The 19,167-nt window shown below is 32.4% G+C and carries 15 protein-coding genes and 1 tRNA gene; 10 read left to right on the forward strand and 6 right to left on the reverse strand.

Annotated elements, in window-relative coordinates:
* From MW871_RS13030 to MW871_RS13040, 3 genes are all read right to left on the reverse strand, one after another.
* On the reverse strand, positions 1–1,536 hold the full coding sequence (locus tag MW871_RS13030; RefSeq protein WP_248428953.1) for an MFS transporter: 1,536 nt from the start codon (positions 1,534–1,536) through the stop codon (positions 1–3).
* A 29-nt stretch (positions 1,537–1,565) separates the two neighbouring features.
* Entirely contained in the window at positions 1,566–2,834 is a 1,269-nt protein-coding gene (locus MW871_RS13035; RefSeq protein ID WP_248428954.1) for a hypothetical protein, read from the reverse strand.
* Between the two features lie 109 nt (positions 2,835–2,943).
* Entirely contained in the window at positions 2,944–3,363 is a 420-nt protein-coding gene (locus MW871_RS13040) for an IS1/IS1595 family N-terminal zinc-binding domain-containing protein (protein ID WP_188051388.1), read from the reverse strand.
* 319 nt (positions 3,364–3,682) lie between these two features.
* Between MW871_RS13040 and MW871_RS13045 the strand changes: the two genes are divergently transcribed.
* Positions 3,683–4,222, forward strand: coding sequence for a lipid-binding SYLF domain-containing protein (locus MW871_RS13045; protein ID WP_210646691.1), 540 nt, complete (start codon positions 3,683–3,685; stop codon positions 4,220–4,222).
* 156 nt (positions 4,223–4,378) lie between these two features.
* Here MW871_RS13045 and MW871_RS13050 read toward each other — a convergent pair.
* Positions 4,379–4,451: transfer RNA gene (locus MW871_RS13050), tRNA-Phe, on the reverse strand.
* A gap of 98 nt (positions 4,452–4,549) precedes the next feature.
* On the opposite strand from MW871_RS13050, the gene MW871_RS13055 reads away from it, so the two are divergent.
* The 6 genes from MW871_RS13055 (at position 4,550) to MW871_RS13080 (ending at position 10,792) form a co-directional block, all read left to right on the forward strand.
* Positions 4,550–5,281: a type III pantothenate kinase gene (locus tag MW871_RS13055; protein ID WP_248428955.1), complete on the forward strand. Its 732-nt coding sequence runs from the start codon at positions 4,550–4,552 to the stop codon at positions 5,279–5,281.
* Complete coding sequence (gene bamG, locus MW871_RS13060; RefSeq protein ID WP_248428956.1) at positions 5,278–6,525, forward strand: BamG family beta-barrel-assembly machinery protein; 1,248 nt, start codon at positions 5,278–5,280, stop codon at positions 6,523–6,525. The genes MW871_RS13055 and bamG overlap by 4 nt, the downstream gene beginning before the upstream one ends.
* A 36-nt stretch (positions 6,526–6,561) precedes the next feature.
* Positions 6,562–7,116: an LPS export ABC transporter periplasmic protein LptC gene (gene lptC / locus MW871_RS13065; RefSeq protein WP_248428957.1), complete on the forward strand. Its 555-nt coding sequence runs from the start codon at positions 6,562–6,564 to the stop codon at positions 7,114–7,116.
* 11 nt (positions 7,117–7,127) lie between these two features.
* A complete protein-coding gene (locus MW871_RS13070; protein WP_210646688.1) occupies positions 7,128–7,328 on the forward strand; it encodes a hypothetical protein in 201 nt (66 codons plus the stop codon).
* Positions 7,328–8,587: a CNNM domain-containing protein gene (locus tag MW871_RS13075; protein WP_188051382.1), complete on the forward strand. Its 1,260-nt coding sequence runs from the start codon at positions 7,328–7,330 to the stop codon at positions 8,585–8,587. The genes MW871_RS13070 and MW871_RS13075 overlap by 1 nt, the downstream gene beginning before the upstream one ends.
* A gap of 108 nt (positions 8,588–8,695) precedes the next feature.
* Positions 8,696–10,792, forward strand: coding sequence for a peptidylprolyl isomerase (locus MW871_RS13080; protein ID WP_248428958.1), 2,097 nt, complete (start codon positions 8,696–8,698; stop codon positions 10,790–10,792).
* Between the two features lie 267 nt (positions 10,793–11,059).
* Here MW871_RS13080 and MW871_RS13085 read toward each other — a convergent pair whose 3' ends face one another.
* Together MW871_RS13085 and MW871_RS13090 are read right to left on the reverse strand one after the other, a co-directional pair.
* Entirely contained in the window at positions 11,060–11,977 is a 918-nt protein-coding gene (locus MW871_RS13085; protein ID WP_188051380.1) for a GYDIA family GHMP kinase, read from the reverse strand.
* Positions 11,978–12,043: 66 nt separating this feature from the next.
* Positions 12,044–13,360, reverse strand: coding sequence for a hydroxymethylglutaryl-CoA reductase, degradative (locus tag MW871_RS13090; RefSeq protein ID WP_248428959.1), 1,317 nt, complete (start codon positions 13,358–13,360; stop codon positions 12,044–12,046).
* Positions 13,361–13,539: 179 nt separating this feature from the next.
* Here MW871_RS13090 and MW871_RS13095 point away from each other — a divergent pair, with 179 nt between their 5' ends.
* The 3 genes from MW871_RS13095 (at position 13,540) to MW871_RS13105 (ending at position 19,163) form a co-directional block, all read left to right on the forward strand.
* A complete protein-coding gene (locus MW871_RS13095; RefSeq protein WP_248428960.1) occupies positions 13,540–15,711 on the forward strand; it encodes a S9 family peptidase in 2,172 nt (723 codons plus the stop codon).
* 25 nt (positions 15,712–15,736) lie between these two features.
* Positions 15,737–17,428: a peptide MFS transporter gene (locus MW871_RS13100; RefSeq protein ID WP_188051377.1), complete on the forward strand. Its 1,692-nt coding sequence runs from the start codon at positions 15,737–15,739 to the stop codon at positions 17,426–17,428.
* Between the two features lie 76 nt (positions 17,429–17,504).
* Entirely contained in the window at positions 17,505–19,163 is a 1,659-nt protein-coding gene (locus MW871_RS13105; protein ID WP_188051376.1) for a peptide MFS transporter, read from the forward strand.
* Positions 19,164–19,167: the final 4 nt, after the last annotated feature.

Raw genomic sequence — 19,167 nt, forward strand, 5'->3', positions numbered from 1 at the left:
TTATACGTGAGCGTTTTTATCTTTATTTTTTATGTAAACCATTCCAACTACAAAACTGACAGCAGCAATAACAATTGGATACCAAAGTCCTTCTAAATAAAATTCTGGATGACCAAGATCTTTTGCATTGGTAACAAAATACGTTGAAATAGCCGGAAGTAAGCCTCCAAAAATTCCGTTACCTACGTGATAGGGCAATGACATAGAGGTATATCTAATTTTAACGGGAAACATTTCAACTAAAAATGCTGCAATTGGACCATAAACCATGGTTACGAAAATGACTTGTATGAACACAAGGAATACTAAAGACCATTCGTCACTGGAATTAATTTTTACAGTTATTTTGGTATCTCCTTTTGGTTTTCCATCAACTATAATAGGAGTGCCGTTTTCTAAATGTACGGTTTTTATTTCTTGAAAAGTTGTTCCATCGGTGTACTCTTTGTGAGTAGTATAAATAGAGTCCATGGTTTGTTTTTTGGTCTCTTTTAATTCAGCAAGGAGCGTCGTTTTTGCAACTATTTCTGTTTTGTTTTTAACAGAGGTGGTTTCGTACATTTGTTTGTAAATAGGTCTGTACAGTAAAATTGCTAATAACATACCACCCATCATAATGTATTTTCGACCCACTTTATCACTAAACCAACCAAAGAAAACGAAAAATGGTGTTCCTAGAATCAAAGCAATTCCGAGTAAAGTATCTACTTGAGAAGAATCGATCGCCATTACGGTTTTCATGAAACTCATCGCGTAAAATTGTCCTGTGTACCAAACGACACCTTGTCCCATAGTAGCTCCAAATAAAGCTAGTAAGACAAATTTTAAATTATAACGATTACCGAAACTCTCTTTTAATGGATTTGTACTTGTTTTTCCTTCACTTTTTGCTTTTGCAAAAACGGGAGATTCATCCATGTTTTTTCGAATCAAATAAGAAACGCCAACCATAACGATAGATACCCAAAACGGAACTCTCCATCCCCATTCATCAAATTGTTCTGGGGTAAGAATATTTCGTGTAGCTAGAATTACCATCAACGAAATGAATAAACCAACCGTTGCAGTGGTCTGAATCCAAGAAGTCCAATAACCTCTTTGTCCCACTGGTGCGTGTTCTGCTACATAAGTGGCGGCTCCACCGTATTCGCCTCCTAAGGCAAGACCTTGTAACAATCGAAGAATTAAAACGAGTAAGGGAGCCATAAACCCTATGGTTTCGTAACTCGGAATACAACCAATTAGGAAAGTGGCGCCACCCATTAAAAGTAAGGTAACCATGAAGGTGTACTTTCTTCCAATTAAATCACCTAGTCTCCCAAAGAACAGAGCTCCAAAAGGACGAACAACAAATCCAGCAGCAAAAGTTGCTAAAGTAGATAAGAAAGCTGCCGTTGGATTGTCTGATGGGAAGAATTTTGTTGAAATCACAACAGCTAAACTCCCAAAGATGTAGAAGTCGTACCATTCGATCATTGTGCCCATTGAGGAGGCGGAAATTACTTTCCAAATTCCTTTTGTTGATTTCTCTTTCATATTTTTTGGTTTTTTGTTAGTTTGGTTTTTTAAAATGAATAAGCGCAAGAAATCATGGTTCTAAAATTCCCTACTGCTGTTTTATTTGCTCCTGCGGTTGCATTTGATTTATTTAAATCGCCCCAAGTTGCATCGGTGTATTCTAACTCAGGAGTAACTCTAAATTTGTTTTTCTTAAAGTCAACTCTTCCAGAAGCTCTCCATACATTATCTACTATTCTATTTCCGCTAATGCCTCGAAGATAATTCACGAAAGTAGCGGTAGTATTATCGTCTTTCGATCCGTTATTTTTGGTATAACCAAAGAATAATCCTGGAGCAATAGCTTTTCCATTGCTGGCAAGATCAATCCAAACAGCAGTTGTTTTTGTAGGATTGTAAGTCTCTACTTGACCAGCAATTGTTTTACCAGTATAACCACCAAGCATTACTAAGCTGTTTAGATTGCCACCAGAAATTCCGTAAGCTTTTATCGAAAATTTTTCATTAGAATATTTTCCGTATCCAAAAATTGAAGTGCTATTTGCTTTTTCAGTGGTAACTAAATTATTGGAAACTGTAAGTGGTTGTAGGGACTTATATTCGATTCCTAAACCCAGAATCGAGTTTTTTCCTTTGTATTGAATTTGAGCATTAATTGAAGGTAATACACTGTTTATAGATGCGGAATTTTGCGTTCCAGGTCCTGGAGCTGTAAATTCTCTTTCTTTGTATGCAGTAAATGTTACTGAAAATTCAGTAGTTAACATTTGTTTTATTTTAGCTTGTGTTGCCCAGCCAAAAGGATTAAAAAGAATACCTGTGTTAAAGTTTGCCACGCCAGGAAAAACTTCAGGAATAAATTGCGGATACCAAGTTTGTCCTATTGTAACAGCTGTTTTAGACCATTCGAGATTTATGTAAGCATGTCTTAATCTCAATAACCCAATGGTGCCACCTTCAACATTTCCGTAGAAATCGCCTTCAATCACAGAGGACGTTTTTGCGCCCCAAACATTCGGTCCTTTTGCTTTTACTCCTAATCTTGATGTAATGGATAGAAAATTAGATTGTGGAGCATCATTAATATCTTTACCATTAGCGTCTAAAATTACATCTAACGGATATAGATTTAACTGGCCTTCTCTAGTAAAAGCGGACTTTCGACTGTCCCAAATAAAGTCAGTTCTAGCAAAACCGTACAAACTAATGTCCCATTCTTTCTCAGTATTAGTTTGTGGTAATAATGGTGTTGGAGTTTGTGAATAACCTTGAAAGTAAGCTATTCCGACAAAAAATAATAAACATGCTTTTTTCATAATAACTAGTTGGTTTGGTTTTATCAAAGTGGTTAGTTTCAACGGTGCCAAATTCAATTATTTTATTCTAGAAAAAAATTATGATATATTTTTATGTAAACTACTATAGTTAATCCTTGAAACGCTCCCATTTTATAAGCATAAATTTATCACCAAGTTCTGTGATTATCATACCTGCACCAGAAAGTAATTCTTTGTTTTTTATAAATTCTATTAATTCTAAATGATTAATAATCTTATAAGTAGGGTGGTAGTTGCCATGAGAAGGTTTTTTTATATTATAGGACTTTACCCAGTTGCTAACGGTTACATGTGAAACCCCGATGATTCGCTCTATTTCACGAAAACTGAGCCCTTCTAAATAAAGTTGTAATGCTTTAGTGACATAGTAATCATCGATCTTTTTTCCTATTTTATTTACGGTAAAAAAATAATTACATTTTTTGCATAAGTACCTTTGTTTGCTGTTTATTACACCACTTTTAATGATGTGATTGCTTTGGCATTTTGGACAGGTTAAAATCTCCATGTATATAAATTTTGCATAAATATAGTAATTTTGCAATTATATTATAAAAACGCATTCATTTAAAACTTTTTAAATTTATCAAAACTTAATAATGATTACATTAATGTACTGTTTCTAACTGCTTATTGATGTGGTTATGTTGATTGCCATAATTCAACTGTAAAAAAAAAACATCTTACTTATATTGTATTGATAATCAGTTGCTTTGTGTTTTGTTTGATTTTTTATGGTATATTTGATAAGCGTTTTTATTCTTCTTTTTTAATAAATTAGATGGATTATTGCGTCAATAGTTTATGAACAATTAAAAATAAAGGATATGAAAAATTTGAATGTTATTTGGATGATGGCAGTAGTTTTTGTGATGAGTACTGCATCTGTGTTAGGACAGTCAGAAGCTAAAAAAAATAAAATTATTGCTGACAGCAAGATGGCAAAAGCTGAATTTATTAAAGCCGATGCTCTTATGAAAGATCTTTTTGAGAATGCGCATGGGTATGTTATTTTTCCAAATGTTGGCAAAGGTGGCTTCGGAATAGGAGGAGCTGCAGGAAATGGTGTTGTCTATGAGAAAGGTAAAATTATAGGCATGGCAAAGCTTTCGCAATTGAGTATAGGATTTCAAGCAGGTGGACAGGCTTATAGAGAAGTGATATTTTTTGAGGCGAAAAAAGATTTATCGCGATTTGAGGAAAGTAACTTTGAGTTTTCGGCTCAAGCTTCTGCAGTAGCTGCCACAGAAGGTGCTTCGGCGAATGTTAAGTATGCAGAAGGTGTTATGGTTTTTACAGCATTAAAAGGAGGATTAATGTATGAAGCGTCAGTAGGAGGTCAAAAATTTAAGTTTAATAAATTGTAATACTTATTTTTTCAAGTTTAAAAAAACAAAAGAATCAAATTCCTAAAGATGTATAATATTTGGCTTCTGTTGACTTTCAAGTTCTAATGAATCAGGAGAAGCAATAAACGTCAATTTTATAAAACAAAAAACCCGAATATTTCTATTCGGGTTTTGTGGTACCTCCAGGGATCGAACCAGGGACACATGGATTTTCAGTCCATTGCTCTACCATCTGAGCTAAGGTACCGTGCTATTGCGGGTGCAAATATAGAATCATTTTTAGTATATCCAAAACATTTTTTTAAAAAAATCAATTCGTACCTTCGCAACATCAAAGAATATATTATGGTTTTAGTTGTTGATGTGGGTAATTCTAGAATTAAAGCGGCTGTTTTTGAGGAATCTATGCTTTTAGAGCATTTTGTTTTCACGAAAATAGAGCTTCAAAAAAATATAGATTTTATTTTAAAAAAGTTTAAAAAAGTATCAGATCTCGTTGTTTCCTCAGTTGGAGATGTCGAAAAACAATCTTTTTTAGCTTACGAAAAAGTAGTTGATGTTTTTTTTATATCTCACAAAGATACCTTTCCTTTTCAAAATAAATACAGTACACCACATACATTAGGATTAGACCGAATGGTTCTTGCTGCTGGAGCTGTACTCCAATTTCCTAATCAGAATCGTTTGGTTATTGATGCAGGAACTTGTATCACTTATGATTTTATAGACGATCAAAATAATTATTTAGGTGGAGCAATCGCTCCTGGACTAAGATTAAGGTATGAATCACTGCATAATTACACTGCAAAATTGCCTTTATTGTCCTTAGAAGCGCCCAAAAATCTTATTGGAAACTCTACTTCAGAATCCATTCATTCTGGTATTGTTAATGGATTAGTTTACGAGATTGACGGATTCATAGCAGATTATAGATCGCGATATTTAAATTTTATAATAATTTTAACGGGTGGAGACACAGATTTTTTGGCTAAACGATTAAAAAATACCATATTTGCCAATTCAAATTTTCTATTAGAGAGTTTGAACCAAACTTTTCAATATAAAATCAAAAAATGATTAAAAAAATTATAGTAAGCGCTTGTTTGCTTTTATCATTAGTTTCTTTTGCTCAAGAAGGAACTGCTTCTCCATATTCATTTTACGGTATAGGTGATGTAAGGTTCAAAGGAACCCATGAAACCCGTTCTATGGGAGGTATAGCCATTGAGCAAGATAGTATTCACATGAATTTAGAGAATCCTGCGAGTTATGCAAGTTTAAAATTGACGACTTTTACACTAGGTGGAAGTTACTCATCGACTAACTTAAAATCAAATACTAATTCTGCTAAAGCAACAAGATCAACTTTAGATTACTTAGCGGTAGGTTTGCCTTTAGGTAAATTTGGTGTAGGCTTTGGGTTAATTCCATATTCATCTGTTGGTTATAAAATTAGAACATTAGGTTCTGGAACAGAAAACAATCAAAGTTTTAATGGTAAAGGAGGTCTGAATAAAGCATTTATTGGTGCAGGATATAAGATAACTCCCGAACTTAGCGTGGGTGCCGATTTGAATTATAATTTCGGAAAAATTGAATCTAACAATTTTGAATATATCAATGATATTTCTATTGGAACACGTGAGTTAAATGAAGTTGATTTGTCTGGATTTAATTTCAATCTAGGCGCTATGTACCAGAAAAAAATTGATAAGAAACTGTCTTTTTTTAGTAGCTTAAATTATACGATTGAAAGTGATTTAAAATCTAAAAACTCCAGAAATATTGCTACAGCTTTATATAATTCTAATTTTGATTTGCAAATTGTTGATGTTTTAGAAAATGTAAAGACAAATGAGAATCTAAAAGTGCCAAGTAAATATGCATTTGCTGCAGGTATTGGTGAAGCTAGAAAGTGGTTGTTAGGTGTTGGATACGCTTTTCAAGGAGCAAGCTCTATGAGTAGTTATTATAACTCAGCTGTTAATGTGACTCATGAAAAGCACTCAAAATATAGTCTAGGAGGATATTATGTTCCTAGTTATAATGCATTTTCAAGCTATGCAAAAAGAATTACTTACAGAGGTGGATTTAGATATGAAAAAACCGGTTTGATTATTAATTCTGAGCCAATAAATGATATGGCATTAACATTAGGATTAGGTTTGCCCTTGTCAGGAACATTTTCTAATGTAAATGTTGGTTTTGAAATTGGTAAAAAAGGTACCACTACAGCAAATTTAGTTCAAGAAAATTATGCCAATGTAAGTGTGAGTTTTTCACTTAATGAGCAATGGTTTGTTAAACGAAAATTCAACTAAAATTACCATTCATAAATTTATTGCTAAGTTTAGCGTATGACTTTATTTAATACAAAAAATACAATAAAGATTGTCACAGCTTTTGCTGTGACTCTGTTTTTTGGATGCGAAAGTAATTTTAAAGAAATACAAAAAATTAACTTTTCCGAGTTTGTTCCAAGCAGTGATGCTGATATGGTTAATTTAAAATATACCGACTCAGGCCGTATTACTGCAATTTTGGTTAGTTCTAAGATGCTTGATTACGCAAGTGTTAATTTCCCTTTTACAGAATTTCCAAAAGGAATAGATGTTACTTTGTATGATAAGAAGGCAAAAAAAACCTTTATTAGGTCTAATTATGCAATTTCATATAAAGGATCTAGTATTATTGATTTGCAAGGAAAAGTAAAAATATATACCGAAGATGGTCAAATATTAGAGACGGAACAGCTTTATTTTGATCAAAAAAACGAATGGTTCTTTACAGAGCATAGATTTAAGTTTACCGATCCAAAAGGAGTTTCAAACGGCCAAGGAATAGATTTTAGTAAAGATTTTAAAGTCATTAATTCTCAAAAAATTACTGGCGAAGTAGAAACCAATGAATAATTAATAATACCATGAATTACCTAAAATTAACACAATACGTTTATCTGCTTTTTGCTGCTTATTTCATCTATGATGGAGTTACTAAACTGATAGACCCACAAACAGGAACTCCTTGGTTGAGTTTTATAATTGCCGCTTTGGCTATTTTTATGTTCTTTTTTAGAAGAAAATATGCTAAAAAATTTGAAGATAGAAATAACAACTCTAAATAGTGGAGATTAGTATTATCATATTGTGTATAATACTAAGTGCTTTTTTTTCAGGAATGGAGATTGCCTTTGTCTCGTCGAATAAAATATATCTTGAAATTGAAAAAAAACAAGATAATTTTCTTTCTAAAATACTGACTAAACTTACTGAAAAGCCTACAAATTTCATTGTTGCCATGTTAATAGGGAATACTATTGCAATGGTTGTTTACGGTTTTTTTATGGGCGAATTGCTTACGCATTGGCTACTGTCTTTTTCAAATCCGCTTTCGGTTAGTTTGGCTTTAATAATAAGAATTGTTGTTTCTACAATGATAATTCTTGTTACGGCAGAGTTTCTTCCTAAAGTTTTCTTCCAGATTTATGCCAATTCATTAATTAAATTTCTTGCGATTCCGGCTTATGTTTTTTACAAGATTTTTTATTTTATTTCAGCATTTTTTATAGGAATTTCAGATTTTATATTGAGAAAATTCTTTAAAACAGAGGGTGATATCACGCCTCTTTTTTTTAGTAAATTAGAACTTGGAGATTACATTACAGAGCAAATGAGCACTGTAGAAGACAATGAATTAGTAGATTCAGAGATATTAATGTTTCAAAATGCATTAGAGTTTTCTGGTGTAAAAGCTAGAGATGTAATGACTCCTAGGATTGAAATTGTAGCTGTAGATTTATTCGATTCGATAGAAGATTTAAGAGAATTGTTTATCGAAACTGGCTATTCTAAAATTGTGGTTTATCAAAAATCTTTTGATGAGATTATTGGTTATGTGCATTCTTTTGATATGTTTAAAAAACCCAATAATATTGAAGAAATTGTAATTTCTGTAGAGTTTGTTCCAGAAACCATATTTATAAAAGATGCCATGAATCTGCTGACTAAAAAACGAAAAAGTGTTGCTGTGGTTTTAGATGAATACGGCGGTACTTCAGGGATTATTACTATCGAAGATATTGTAGAAGAACTTTTTGGCGAAATAGAAGATGAGCACGATTCGGAGGAAGAGTTGATAGAAAACCTACTCGATGATGGTAGTTATCAGTTTTCAGCTCGCTTAGATGTTGAGTATCTTAATGAAAAATATAAACTTAATATTCCAGAGGAAGACTCCTATGGTACGCTTGGCGGATTTATTGTCAACTTTACGAAAGAAATTCCACAAAAAGGTGCTATTATTACCGTAGGAAGCTATCATTTTGTAATACAAGAGGCTACAAACAAGAAAATAGAATTGGTTAAAATGAGCGTGCAAGAGTGATTTTTATTGTGAAAGTAAAAATTCTTGCAAAATAAAACGCTACTAGTATTATTATTAACTAGATAATTGTATTTTCGCAAACTGAATATAAAAATTAACAACAATAAAATGGCAGTTTTACAAAAAATTAGACAACGTTCACTTCTTCTGATACTCGTTATCGGGTTTTGTTTATTAGCATTTATCATAGGTGATATATTCAACAGCGGTGGTTTCAACAGCACATCAAAAGATGTAGGAAGCATTGATGGAAAAGATATCTCATTTGAAGACTTTAGAGTTAAAGTAAGTAATGTTGAGAAAAGTGGGCAAGGAATTACTTCAACTGAAGCAGCAAACAGAGTTTGGGAGCAAGAAGTTTCTATCGCTTTGTTGTCTTCAGAGTTTGAAAAATTAGGATTGAGAGTAGGTGAAAAACACTTATTGGAAGTTTTAAAAGCAGATCAAAATATTGGTGGAAATCCATTGTTTATGAATGCAGCTGGTGTATTTGATGTTGCTAAATTTAAAGAGTACTTCAAGTCTAATCCGGAGCAAGCTCAATTTTTGAAAGACAGAGAAAAAGACGCTGAACTTAATGCGAAATATCAAATGTATAATACAATGATAAAAGCAGCAGTTTATACAACTGAGAGTGAAGGTAAGATGAAATACGAAATGGAAGCAAACAAAGTTAACTTTGCTTACGTTGCCGGTTTATATTCAACAATTAAAGATAGTGATGTAAAAGTTACTGATTCTGAAATTGTAGATTACATGAAGAAAAATGAAAAAAAATTCAAAGCAGACGAGTCTCGTGAAGTAGAATACGTTTTAATTGAAGATAAACCATCTCCAGCAGATGAGGCAGAAATTAAATCTAAAATTAGTGCATTATTAACTGGAAGTGTGGTGTACAACCAAGCAACAGGAAAAAATGATACTGTAGCAGGATTTAGAACTACAAAAAATGTGATTGACTTTGTGAATTCAAATTCTGATATTCCTTATGATTCAACTTACATTGCAAAAAAAGATTTACCAGCTATTGATGCTGATAAATTATTTAACCTTGCTCCAGGTGCTGTTTATGGTCCTTACATTTTTGGTCAGTACTATTGTATTTCTAGATCAATGGGTATGAAAAATGGGGTTAATGCTAAAGCAAGTCATATTTTAATTAGTTATGAAGGAACTCAAGTTCCAAATAAAAAAGAAAAAAGAACCAAAGCAGAAGCAAAAGCAAAAGCAGAAAGTATTTTAGCTCAAGTAACTGCAAATCCAGATAGTTTCTTAATGTTAGCATTTACTGCTTCTGATGATTCTTCTTCTCAACAAGGTGGTGATTTAGGTTATTTTGGTCCAAACCAAATGGTTAAGCCTTTTAATGATTTTGTTTTTAATAACGGAATTGGTAAAGTAGGTTTAGTTGAAACAGATTTTGGTTTTCATATTATTAAAATAACAGACAAGCAAGACGGAATTCGTTTGGCAACTGTAGCTCAAAAAATTCAAGCTTCAGAAGGAACTTCTGATAAAATGTTTACACAAGCAACCAAATTTGAAATGGAAGCTGCTGATAAAGATTTTAGCAAAGCCGCTAAAGAAATGGGTCTTACTGTTGCTCCAGCAGTTTCTGTAAAAGGAATGGATGAGAATTTTGGTTCATTAGGAAAACAAAGAAACATCGTAAGATGGGCTTTTGAAAATGATGTAAAACAAGGTTCTGTAAAAAGATTTGAAGTAGCCAATGTAGGACACGTTATTGCTAAAGTGAAAAGTATTGATAAATCTGGTTTAGTAGCAGTTTCGGTTGCGAGACCTTACGTAGAGCAAATTCTTAAAAACAAGAAAAAAGCGGAATTGATCAAAGCGAAAATGACTGGATCTTCTCTTGAAGCTATAGCAAAAGCAGTTAGTGGTACGGTGCAACAAGCAACTGATATTACTATGGAAAATGCAATGTTGCCAAATGTTGGACCTGAGCCAAAAGTAGTTGGGAATGCATTTGCTTTAGCAGCAAATAAATTATCGGCTCCAATTGAAGGAAATACTGGTGTTTACGTTGTAAAAAATACAAGTACAGTTAAAGCTCCAGCGTTGAAAGATTATAAGACATACGTTGCAAAAATAGAAGCTCAAAATGGTGCTGAAGTAAATAGAGTAATTCCTGCACTAAAAGGAAACGCTAAAATTAAAGATAACAGACAACAGTTTAATTACTAGTTTATATCTTATAGGTTTAAAAAAAAACCGATACATCTAAAATGTATCGGTTTTTTTTTTGCTATAATTTTGAACTAATTAGTTAATATGCATAATAAGTTGAGACTTCTATCAATAAAAAAAATGAATTATTTAGAAATCTCTTTTGTATTTTATTTGTCAGGATTGAATTGTATCTGCAAACTTCCTCCTTTCTATTGATGGCCTTACATAATTATAAAAGTTGTAATTTGTGTTTGCTACTGAAAAGAGTATGCTTCAAAACAGTTAGTTTAATATCATTTCAGCATAAGGGATAACAGTTGTATATCCTTTTTCAACAAAATAGTCTGTTGGGTTTTCAGTGCTAATTACCATTACAAAATCGCCTCCCCAAGCACCAAGACTCTTTATAGTTCCAGTAAAATCAGGAAATGAAGCTTCTTTTACTGTTTGCATTTCAAGAATTAAACTCATATCTATTTCATGCTTCTGAATTGCTTTTGCAAACGATTCAACGGTTTCTGCTTGTAAAACCTGAATTGTTATTTGATCATTTGTAGCAATTATTTTCTCTAAATTATTTTTTCTGTTCTTATTGTAACCGGCAATTGCAATTTTGCTACTTTGTTTTTTATTGAGATATACAAAATAAATGTTTGGTATAAAATCGGGAGAAAAAGAAACTTGTTCTATAATTGGTTTTCCATTTTCTAGATGGTATAAAATAGGAGTATTGTTTTGTGCGCAGGCAATGTCATAACCACTTCCTCCAAAGCTATTTTGAAGTAGCTTAAAGGCATCAATTTGTAACCACTGTGCAATGTTGTTTATAAGTGTAGATGATGTTCCTAAGCCCCAGCTTTTTGAAAAACTAAGCTCTGTCGTAATTTTGAATCCCTTAGAAGGATCCATGAAAGTTGGGTTTAGTAAGAACGCTTCTTTTAGGATGATAGTCAAAGTAGTTTTTACAGATTCTTCTTCAAGATCAATTTCGTTTATTAAGTCATTATAAGTAATAGTGTCTTCAAACCAAATACTTCCATCAGCATCATAACTCTTCCAATGAAATTCTTGCTTATTTCCTTCTTCAATAATTAAATTTTGACCAAATTTGGTAGGAAGTGCAAATCCTTTAGCGCCATCAAGAACGAGATATTCTCCCGTGATTAAAAGTTTTCCGTTACTGTAGAATGTTTTTTTCATTTACGCTGAATTTATTTCAGTATTTTTTAGCTCTTTGATGGTCTCAATCTGTCAAAGATCTGTTTGTTATTTTCTTATCTCTTCAATAAATGTTACTACTGCACTGTGAGTAACGGTGTTTTTTTTGAAATGCTTCTGAATTAAAATGCGTTCCTCATCACTAGCCTCAAACTGATTGATGATGTTGTTTAAATGCATTTTCATGTGTCCTTCCTGAATCCCTGTGGTGGTTAAGGAACGTAACGCAGCAAAATTTTGCGCTAATCCAGCTACGGCTACAAATTGCATTAGTTCTTTTGCGGAAGGTTTTTCTAGCATTTCTAAAGATAATTTCACTAATGGGTGCAAAGAAGTCAATCCGCCAACGGTTCCTAAAGCTAAAGGAATTTCTAGCCAAAAAGTAAAAATTCCATTTTCTATTTTTGCATGAGAAAGACTCGAGTATTTTCCGTTTTTAGATGCATAAGCATGAATTCCAGCTTCTACAGCTCTAAAATCGTTGCCTGTTGCAAGTACTACAGCATCAACTCCGTTCATAATTCCTTTGTTGTGCGTTACAGCACGATACGGTTCAACTTCCGCAATCTGAACAGCTTGAATAAATTTATGGGCAAATTCCTCAGGATTTGGAATGTGTTTCTCTTCTAATTCAGATACGGGACATGAAACTTCAGCTCTCACAAGACAATTAGGAACATAATTGGAAAGTATGCTCATAACTACTTCGATTTCTTTCTCCGATTGAGTAAATAGATCGTAATTGTGCGCTTCTTCTTTTAATGTCTTTGCAAATTGTTCTAAACAAGAATTGATAAAATTAGCTCCCATGCTGTCTTTGGTCTCAAAAGTGGCATGTAGCTGAAAGTAATTAGGCAGTAAATCAGTTTTGTCATTTAGAACTATATCTAAAATTCCACCACCTCTTTTTTGCATATTAACAGTTATGGATTCTGTTTGGTTGAAAAATTTATTCTTAGTTTGAGCAAAAAATAAATTTAATTTAGAAACATCTCCGGTATAGATAAAGTGAACTTGGCCTATTTTTTCAGTGTTTATAACAGTCGTTTTAAATCCGCCACGAGTAGACCAGAATTTAGCTGCTTTAGAAGCAGCAGCTACAACTGAACTTTCTTCAATTGCCATCGGAATAGTGCTATATTTTCCGTTAATTAGAAAATTTGGAGCAACTCCCAATGGTATATAAAAATTTGTAATGGTGTTTTCGATGAATTCATCATGCAACTGCTGTATTTTTTCGTCAGAATTCCAGTAGTTTTTCAGTAAGGCAATAGCTTCTGTAGGGGTCGAAAAATATTCATTTGCAATCCATTTTATTTTTTCTTCTTTGGATAATTTAGAAAATCCACTAATAGCCTTATTCATTCTCAATTGATTATGGTATAATTAACCGCAAATATACGGTTTTAGCGGTTTTGTTTGCAACCAATTTATCTAGACTGCAAATTTGTCAATAATATTAATTTTTACATTTAACATAAAAAACAACTGTTAATTGTAATTTTTTCACTAAAATTGACGGTTTTTATCTTTAAATATATACTATGTACTCAAAAAGAATTATAGCTTTATTTTTATTTGTCTGTTTTACCGTTGTAGGGCAACAAAAAATCACGATAAATGAGATTTACAATGGCACATTCCGCACAAAAGGAATGGATGAATTACAATCCTTAAAAAATACAAACCAATATACCGTTCTTAATGTAGATAGACAATCTCGCAGTATGAGTATTGATTTATATGATTTTGAAACTTTAAAAAAAGTATCAACCTTAATTGATACAAAATCATTTGCTGCCTTAGCAAATGGTATTGATAGTTACACCTTTGATGCTTCAGAAAAAATGATATTATTAGCTTGTAATAGCAATCAAATTTTTCGCCATTCCTTCACAGCAGATTATTATGTGTACAACATAGCTACAAAAGAACTTAAAAAACCATTTGACTTTAAAGTTCAAGAGCCTACCTTTTCGCCTGACGGAAAAAAAATAGCATATGCTAAAGACAATAATCTTTTTGTATATGATTTAGCTTCTAATACATCTACTGCAATTACCTCTGATGGTATTAAAAACAGTGTCATTAATGGTATTACGGATTGGGTTTACGAAGAAGAATTTGCTTTTGTAAGAGCATTTGAATGGAGTGCCGACAGTAAAAAATTAGCTTATATTCGTTTTGACGAAAGTAAAGTACCAGAATTTTCTATGTCAATGTTTGGAAAAGATTTGTACCCAACAATTGATACTTTTAAATATCCAAAAGCAGGAGAAAAAAATTCAGAAGTTTCTTTGCATATTTATGATGTCAACTCCAATGCTGTAAAAAACATCAATTTAGGTAATTATACTGATTTCTATATCGCTAGAATGAAATGGACTAATGATGCTAATACCTTATCTGCTCAGGTATTAAATCGTCATCAAAACAATTTGGATTTAGTGTTTGTAAATGGAGATACAGGAATTGCAAAAGTGGTTTTGAACGAAAAAGACAAAGCGTATGTTGATGTAACGGATAATTTAACGTTTCTAAAAGACAATAGTTTTATTTGGACATCAGAGAAAGATGGTTTCAATCATATTTATTTATATGATAAAAATGGAAAGTTAAAAAATCAAGTGACTAAGGGAAAATGGGACGTTACCGAATATTATGGATTAGATGAAAAAACAAATACTGTATTCTATCAATCTGTTGAAAATGGTTCTATCAATAGAGATGTTTATAGAATAAGTCTTGATGGTAAAAATAAATTGCGTTTGTCTAAAGAAATTGGAACTACGAAAGCGACTTTTAGTCCTAATTTTCAATTCTATATTAGTACATTTTCTAGCGCATCTCAGCCAACAAAATATAGTTTGAACGAATCAAAATTAGGTAAAGAAATCAAAGTTATTCAAAATAATGATGCTCTTAGCGAAAAATTGAAAGCATACGATTTACCAGCTAAAGAATTTTTTGTTTTAAAAACGGATAAAGGAAATGAATTGAACGCTTGGATTATCAAACCAAAAGATTTTGATGCTTCAAAAAAATATCCAGTATTTATGTTTCAGTATTCAGGTCCTGGATCACAACAAGTAGCTAATAGTTGGATTAATTCTAATGATTATTGGTTTATGATGTTGGCACAACAAGGGTACATTGTAGCTTGCGTAGACGGAAGAGGAACTGGATTTAAAGGTGCCGAATTTAAAAAAGTAACTCAACTTGAATTAGGTAAGTACGAGGTGGAAGATCAAATTGATGCTGCAAAAGTTATAGGCAATTATTCATTTGTAGATAAATCTAGAATCGGTATATTTGGCTGGTCTTATGGTGGTTTTATGGCTTCTAATTGTATTTTAAAAGGGAATGATGTTTTTAAAATGGCAATTGCAGTGGCTCCAGTAACCAACTGGCGTTTTTATGATAGCGTATACACAGAACGTTATATGACAACACCTCAAGAAAATGCAAGCGGATACGATCAAAACTCACCAATTAATCATGTAGATAAATTAAAAGGTAAGTTTCTTTTGATACACGGATCAGGAGATGATAATGTGCACGTTCAAAATTCTATGCAAATGATGGAAGCTTTGATTCAAGCCAATAAACAATTTGATTCGCAAATTTACCCAGACAACAATCATGGTATTTATGGCGGTAACACTAGAATACAGTTGTATACAAAAATGACTAATTACATCAAAGAGAATTTATAATAAATTAATATCAATAATATAAAAAATGAGTGAAATAGCAGTAAAGTCAGGACATCCTAAAGGCCTTTGGGTATTATTTGGAACAGAAATGTGGGAGCGTTTCAATTTCTACGGAATGAGAGCAATCTTAACATTATTTATGATTAATGCTCTTATGATGAAAGAGGCTGATGCCTCAATTATTTATGGAGGATTTTTAGGACTTTGTTATTTAACACCAATGTTAGGAGGTTTTGTTGCAGATCGATTTTTTGGAAATAGAAATTGTATTCTACTCGGAGGACTAATGATGGCTGTTGGACAGTTTTTACTGTTTTTTAGCGCAAGTATATTTGATGCTAATTTAAATTTAGCAACCACTTTAATGTGGTCAGCATTAGGGATAATTATTTTTGGTAATGGATTCTTTAAACCAAATATTTCCTCAATGGTGGGAAGTTTATATCCAAAACAAGAAAAAAGTAAATTAGATACTGCTTTTACAATATTTTACATGGGTATTAATTTAGGTGCTTTTCTAGGTCAATTGATTTGTCCACTTGTAGGAGATGTTAAAGATGTTGGCGGAATTAGAGATATTCACGCTTTCAAATGGGGGTTTTTAGCAGCTGCAATTGCAATGCTAGTGGGTACTTTAGTGTTCTATTTCTTAAAAAACAAGTATGTAGTTACTCCAGAAGGAAAGCCATTAGGAGGTTTGCCATCTCAAAATGATGGTTCAGAATATGAAGAAGGTGAGGCGCAACAAGCTGTTTTTACTAAAAAATCTTTAGTTATCTCTGCGATAGCTTTCGTTACTCTTTTCTTTGTTTTTAGATATATTTTAGGTGGAGAAAATTTTGTAAAAACTATAATTTATCCTATAATTTATGCAAGTGGATTAACCTTAGCAGGACTAATAGTTTCAGATAGTTCATTAACAAAAATAGAAAGAGACAGGATTTTCGTTATTTATATTGTAGCATTCTTTATTATCTTCTTTTGGGCGGCTTTCGAACAGGCAGGATCATCCTTAACTTTTATTGCAGATAATCAAACGGATAGAAATTTCTTTGGTTGGAATATGCCACCATCAATGGTTCAGATATTTAATGGTGCTTTTGTTTTTGCATTTGCTTTCCCATTTAGTATTCTATGGGATAAATTGAGAGAATCTGGAAAAGAACCAATTTCACCTGTTAAACAAGCAATAGGTTTAGCATTAATCGCTTTAAGTTATTTAATATTAGCATATAATGTAAAAGATTTAGGAAATAGCGGTTTGTTAGCTATTAAGTGGCTTATTCTTTTGTATTTAATTCAAACTTTTGCCGAATTATGTTTGTCACCAATAGGACTTTCTCTAGTAGGTAAGTTATCTCCAAAACGTTTTTCTTCTTTATTATTTGGTGTGTTTTTCTTATCCAATGCAGCAGGTTACGCATTGGCAGGAACTTTAGGCTCTATTCTTCCTGCTACAGGAGACAAGTTTTTGAAAGCAAAAGAATTAGGGATAGATTTAGAAGGTTTGTTAAATAAGACATTTACAGCTTCTCCAGAACAGTTAGTTATTTTAGAGAAAGCACAAATAAGTCCTTCAAATCCTATTTTTGCTGGCTTTGAAATTCATAATCTTTTCGAATTTTTTATGGTATTCGTAGTTCTCTGCGGATTGGCAGCAGTAGTTTTATTTGCTCTAACGCCAGTATTAAAGAAAATGATGCACGGTGTGCGATAATATTTGATTCCTTAAATCTATTACCTAGTCAATTTATTTGACTAGGTAATTTTTAATTTTAATCCTATTCTAAATTATGTGGAAAAATCATCCAAAGGCATTGCCATTCCTCTTTCTTTCTGAAATGTGGGAACGTTTCGGTTATTATTTAATGATCGGAATTTTTACTTTATATTTAAAAGATGTAGAATCTGGATTTGCTATGACCGAAAAAGAAGCATCCGATTTATATGGAACTTTTATAGCATTAGTATTTTTGACTCCCTTTATTGGAGGTTTGGTTGCTGACCGCTATTTAGGTTATAAAAAATCGATAGTTCTTGGTGGTTTGATGATGGGATTGGGTTATTTTATGATGGGAATTCATAGTTTGACTATGCTTTATGTAGCCATGACATTGGTTATTGTTGGTAACGGATTTTTTAAACCTAATATTTCTACATTATTAGGTAATTTCTATGACGAAGAAAGATTTAAAGACAAAAAAGACGAAGGCTACAATATTTTCTACATGGGAATCAATGTAGGTGCTTTTATCTGTAACTTCTTTGGTGCTGCTTTACAGATTCTATTAGGTTGGCACTTTGCTTTTATGGCTGCCGGACTAGGAATGTTTATTGGTGTTATTGTTTTCCTAATGGGAACCAAACATTATGGAGATAAAACGGAGAAAAAAGGAATTCAAGAAGGTGATATGCCTTTTTCGAAAATTGTACTTTATATTTTAGTTCCTTCTGTGATTTTTGGAGTAATAGGTTGGTTGCTAAAAGGAGTAGCTTCTGCTACAAATTTAGATAGTGCTATTTTTGGTTCTGATAGCACCGATGCTTTTATTTTTGCTTGTATTCCTGTTGTTTATTTTTACGGAAGTTTATATTTTAAAGCTAAAGTAGAAGAGAAAAGACAAATAGGAGCGTTACTATCTATTTTTGCGGTGGTTATTTTATTCTGGGCTGTTTTTAAATTGAATGGTTCTGCACTAACAACATGGGCGGATCGTTATACGGACAGAGAAATTACTGGAAATACAAAAGCAGTATTTAATGGTCTTAAATTATCTAAAGAAGTAGATTATAAAAAAGACTCTACCGAGTTATATGATGCTAGTTTTAGACTTCAAAAAGAAAATGGGAAAGTAGTTAAAACTGTTGATTATCCAATTTATTTTAGAAACGTTGCAGCAAGTGAGAAACCTGCAGAAGGTTCTAAAGTTACCATTTGGGCCACCAATTTAAGTCAATCTATTAATCCAGGTTGGGTAATTATCTTGACTCCTTTAATCGTAGCATTTTTTACTTTCTTAAGAAGTAGAAAAAAAGAACCTTCAACACCAACTAAAATCGCATTTGGATTATTAATTTCGGCCTTGTCGGTATTGGTAATGGTTGCTGCGGTACATATTGGTGGTAACGGTACAGAAAAAGTATCTGTTTGGTGGTTAGTGGCAAATTACGGAATTATAACTGTTGGAGAATTATTTCTGAGTCCAATGGGATTGTCTATTGTGTCAAAATTATCTCCAAAGAACATCACAGCATTAATGATGGGTGGTTGGTTTCTATCTACTTCAATAGGAAATAAATTAAGCGGTGTTTTGGCGAGTATGTGGGACACGTATGATGATAAAGCCAATTTCTTTTGGATCAACTTCGGTCTGTTAATGTTTGCAACGGTTTTGATGTTTGCTTTGGTTAAAAACTTAAATAAAGTGATGAAAGATCACGGTATAAATTAGATTG

The organism is Flavobacterium pygoscelis (assembly GCF_023162025.1).
Lineage (GTDB): Bacteria > Bacteroidota > Bacteroidia > Flavobacteriales > Flavobacteriaceae > Flavobacterium > Flavobacterium pygoscelis.

Bases quoted from the DNA above. Each gene is read 5' to 3' on its own strand.
- MW871_RS13030 (WP_248428953.1), bottom strand. From the start codon at position 1,536: ATGAAAGAGAAATCAACAAAAGGAATTTGGAAAGTAATTTCCGCCTCC.
- MW871_RS13105 (WP_188051376.1), top strand. From the start codon at position 17,505: ATGTGGAAAAATCATCCAAAGGCATTGCCATTCCTCTTTCTTTCTGAA.
- MW871_RS13040 (WP_188051388.1), bottom strand. From the start codon at position 3,363: ATGGAGATTTTAACCTGTCCAAAATGCCAAAGCAATCACATCATTAAA.
- lptC (WP_248428957.1), top strand. From the start codon at position 6,562: ATGACTTTATTTAATACAAAAAATACAATAAAGATTGTCACAGCTTTT.
- MW871_RS13095 (WP_248428960.1), top strand. From the start codon at position 13,540: ATGTACTCAAAAAGAATTATAGCTTTATTTTTATTTGTCTGTTTTACC.
- MW871_RS13080 (WP_248428958.1), top strand. From the start codon at position 8,696: ATGGCAGTTTTACAAAAAATTAGACAACGTTCACTTCTTCTGATACTC.
- MW871_RS13100 (WP_188051377.1), top strand. From the start codon at position 15,737: ATGAGTGAAATAGCAGTAAAGTCAGGACATCCTAAAGGCCTTTGGGTA.
- MW871_RS13045 (WP_210646691.1), top strand. From the start codon at position 3,683: ATGAAAAATTTGAATGTTATTTGGATGATGGCAGTAGTTTTTGTGATG.
- MW871_RS13085 (WP_188051380.1), bottom strand. From the start codon at position 11,977: ATGAAAAAAACATTCTACAGTAACGGAAAACTTTTAATCACGGGAGAA.
- MW871_RS13090 (WP_248428959.1), bottom strand. From the start codon at position 13,360: ATGAATAAGGCTATTAGTGGATTTTCTAAATTATCCAAAGAAGAAAAA.
- MW871_RS13055 (WP_248428955.1), top strand. From the start codon at position 4,550: ATGGTTTTAGTTGTTGATGTGGGTAATTCTAGAATTAAAGCGGCTGTT.
- MW871_RS13035 (WP_248428954.1), bottom strand. From the start codon at position 2,834: ATGAAAAAAGCATGTTTATTATTTTTTGTCGGAATAGCTTACTTTCAA.
- MW871_RS13070 (WP_210646688.1), top strand. From the start codon at position 7,128: ATGAATTACCTAAAATTAACACAATACGTTTATCTGCTTTTTGCTGCT.
- bamG (WP_248428956.1), top strand. From the start codon at position 5,278: ATGATTAAAAAAATTATAGTAAGCGCTTGTTTGCTTTTATCATTAGTT.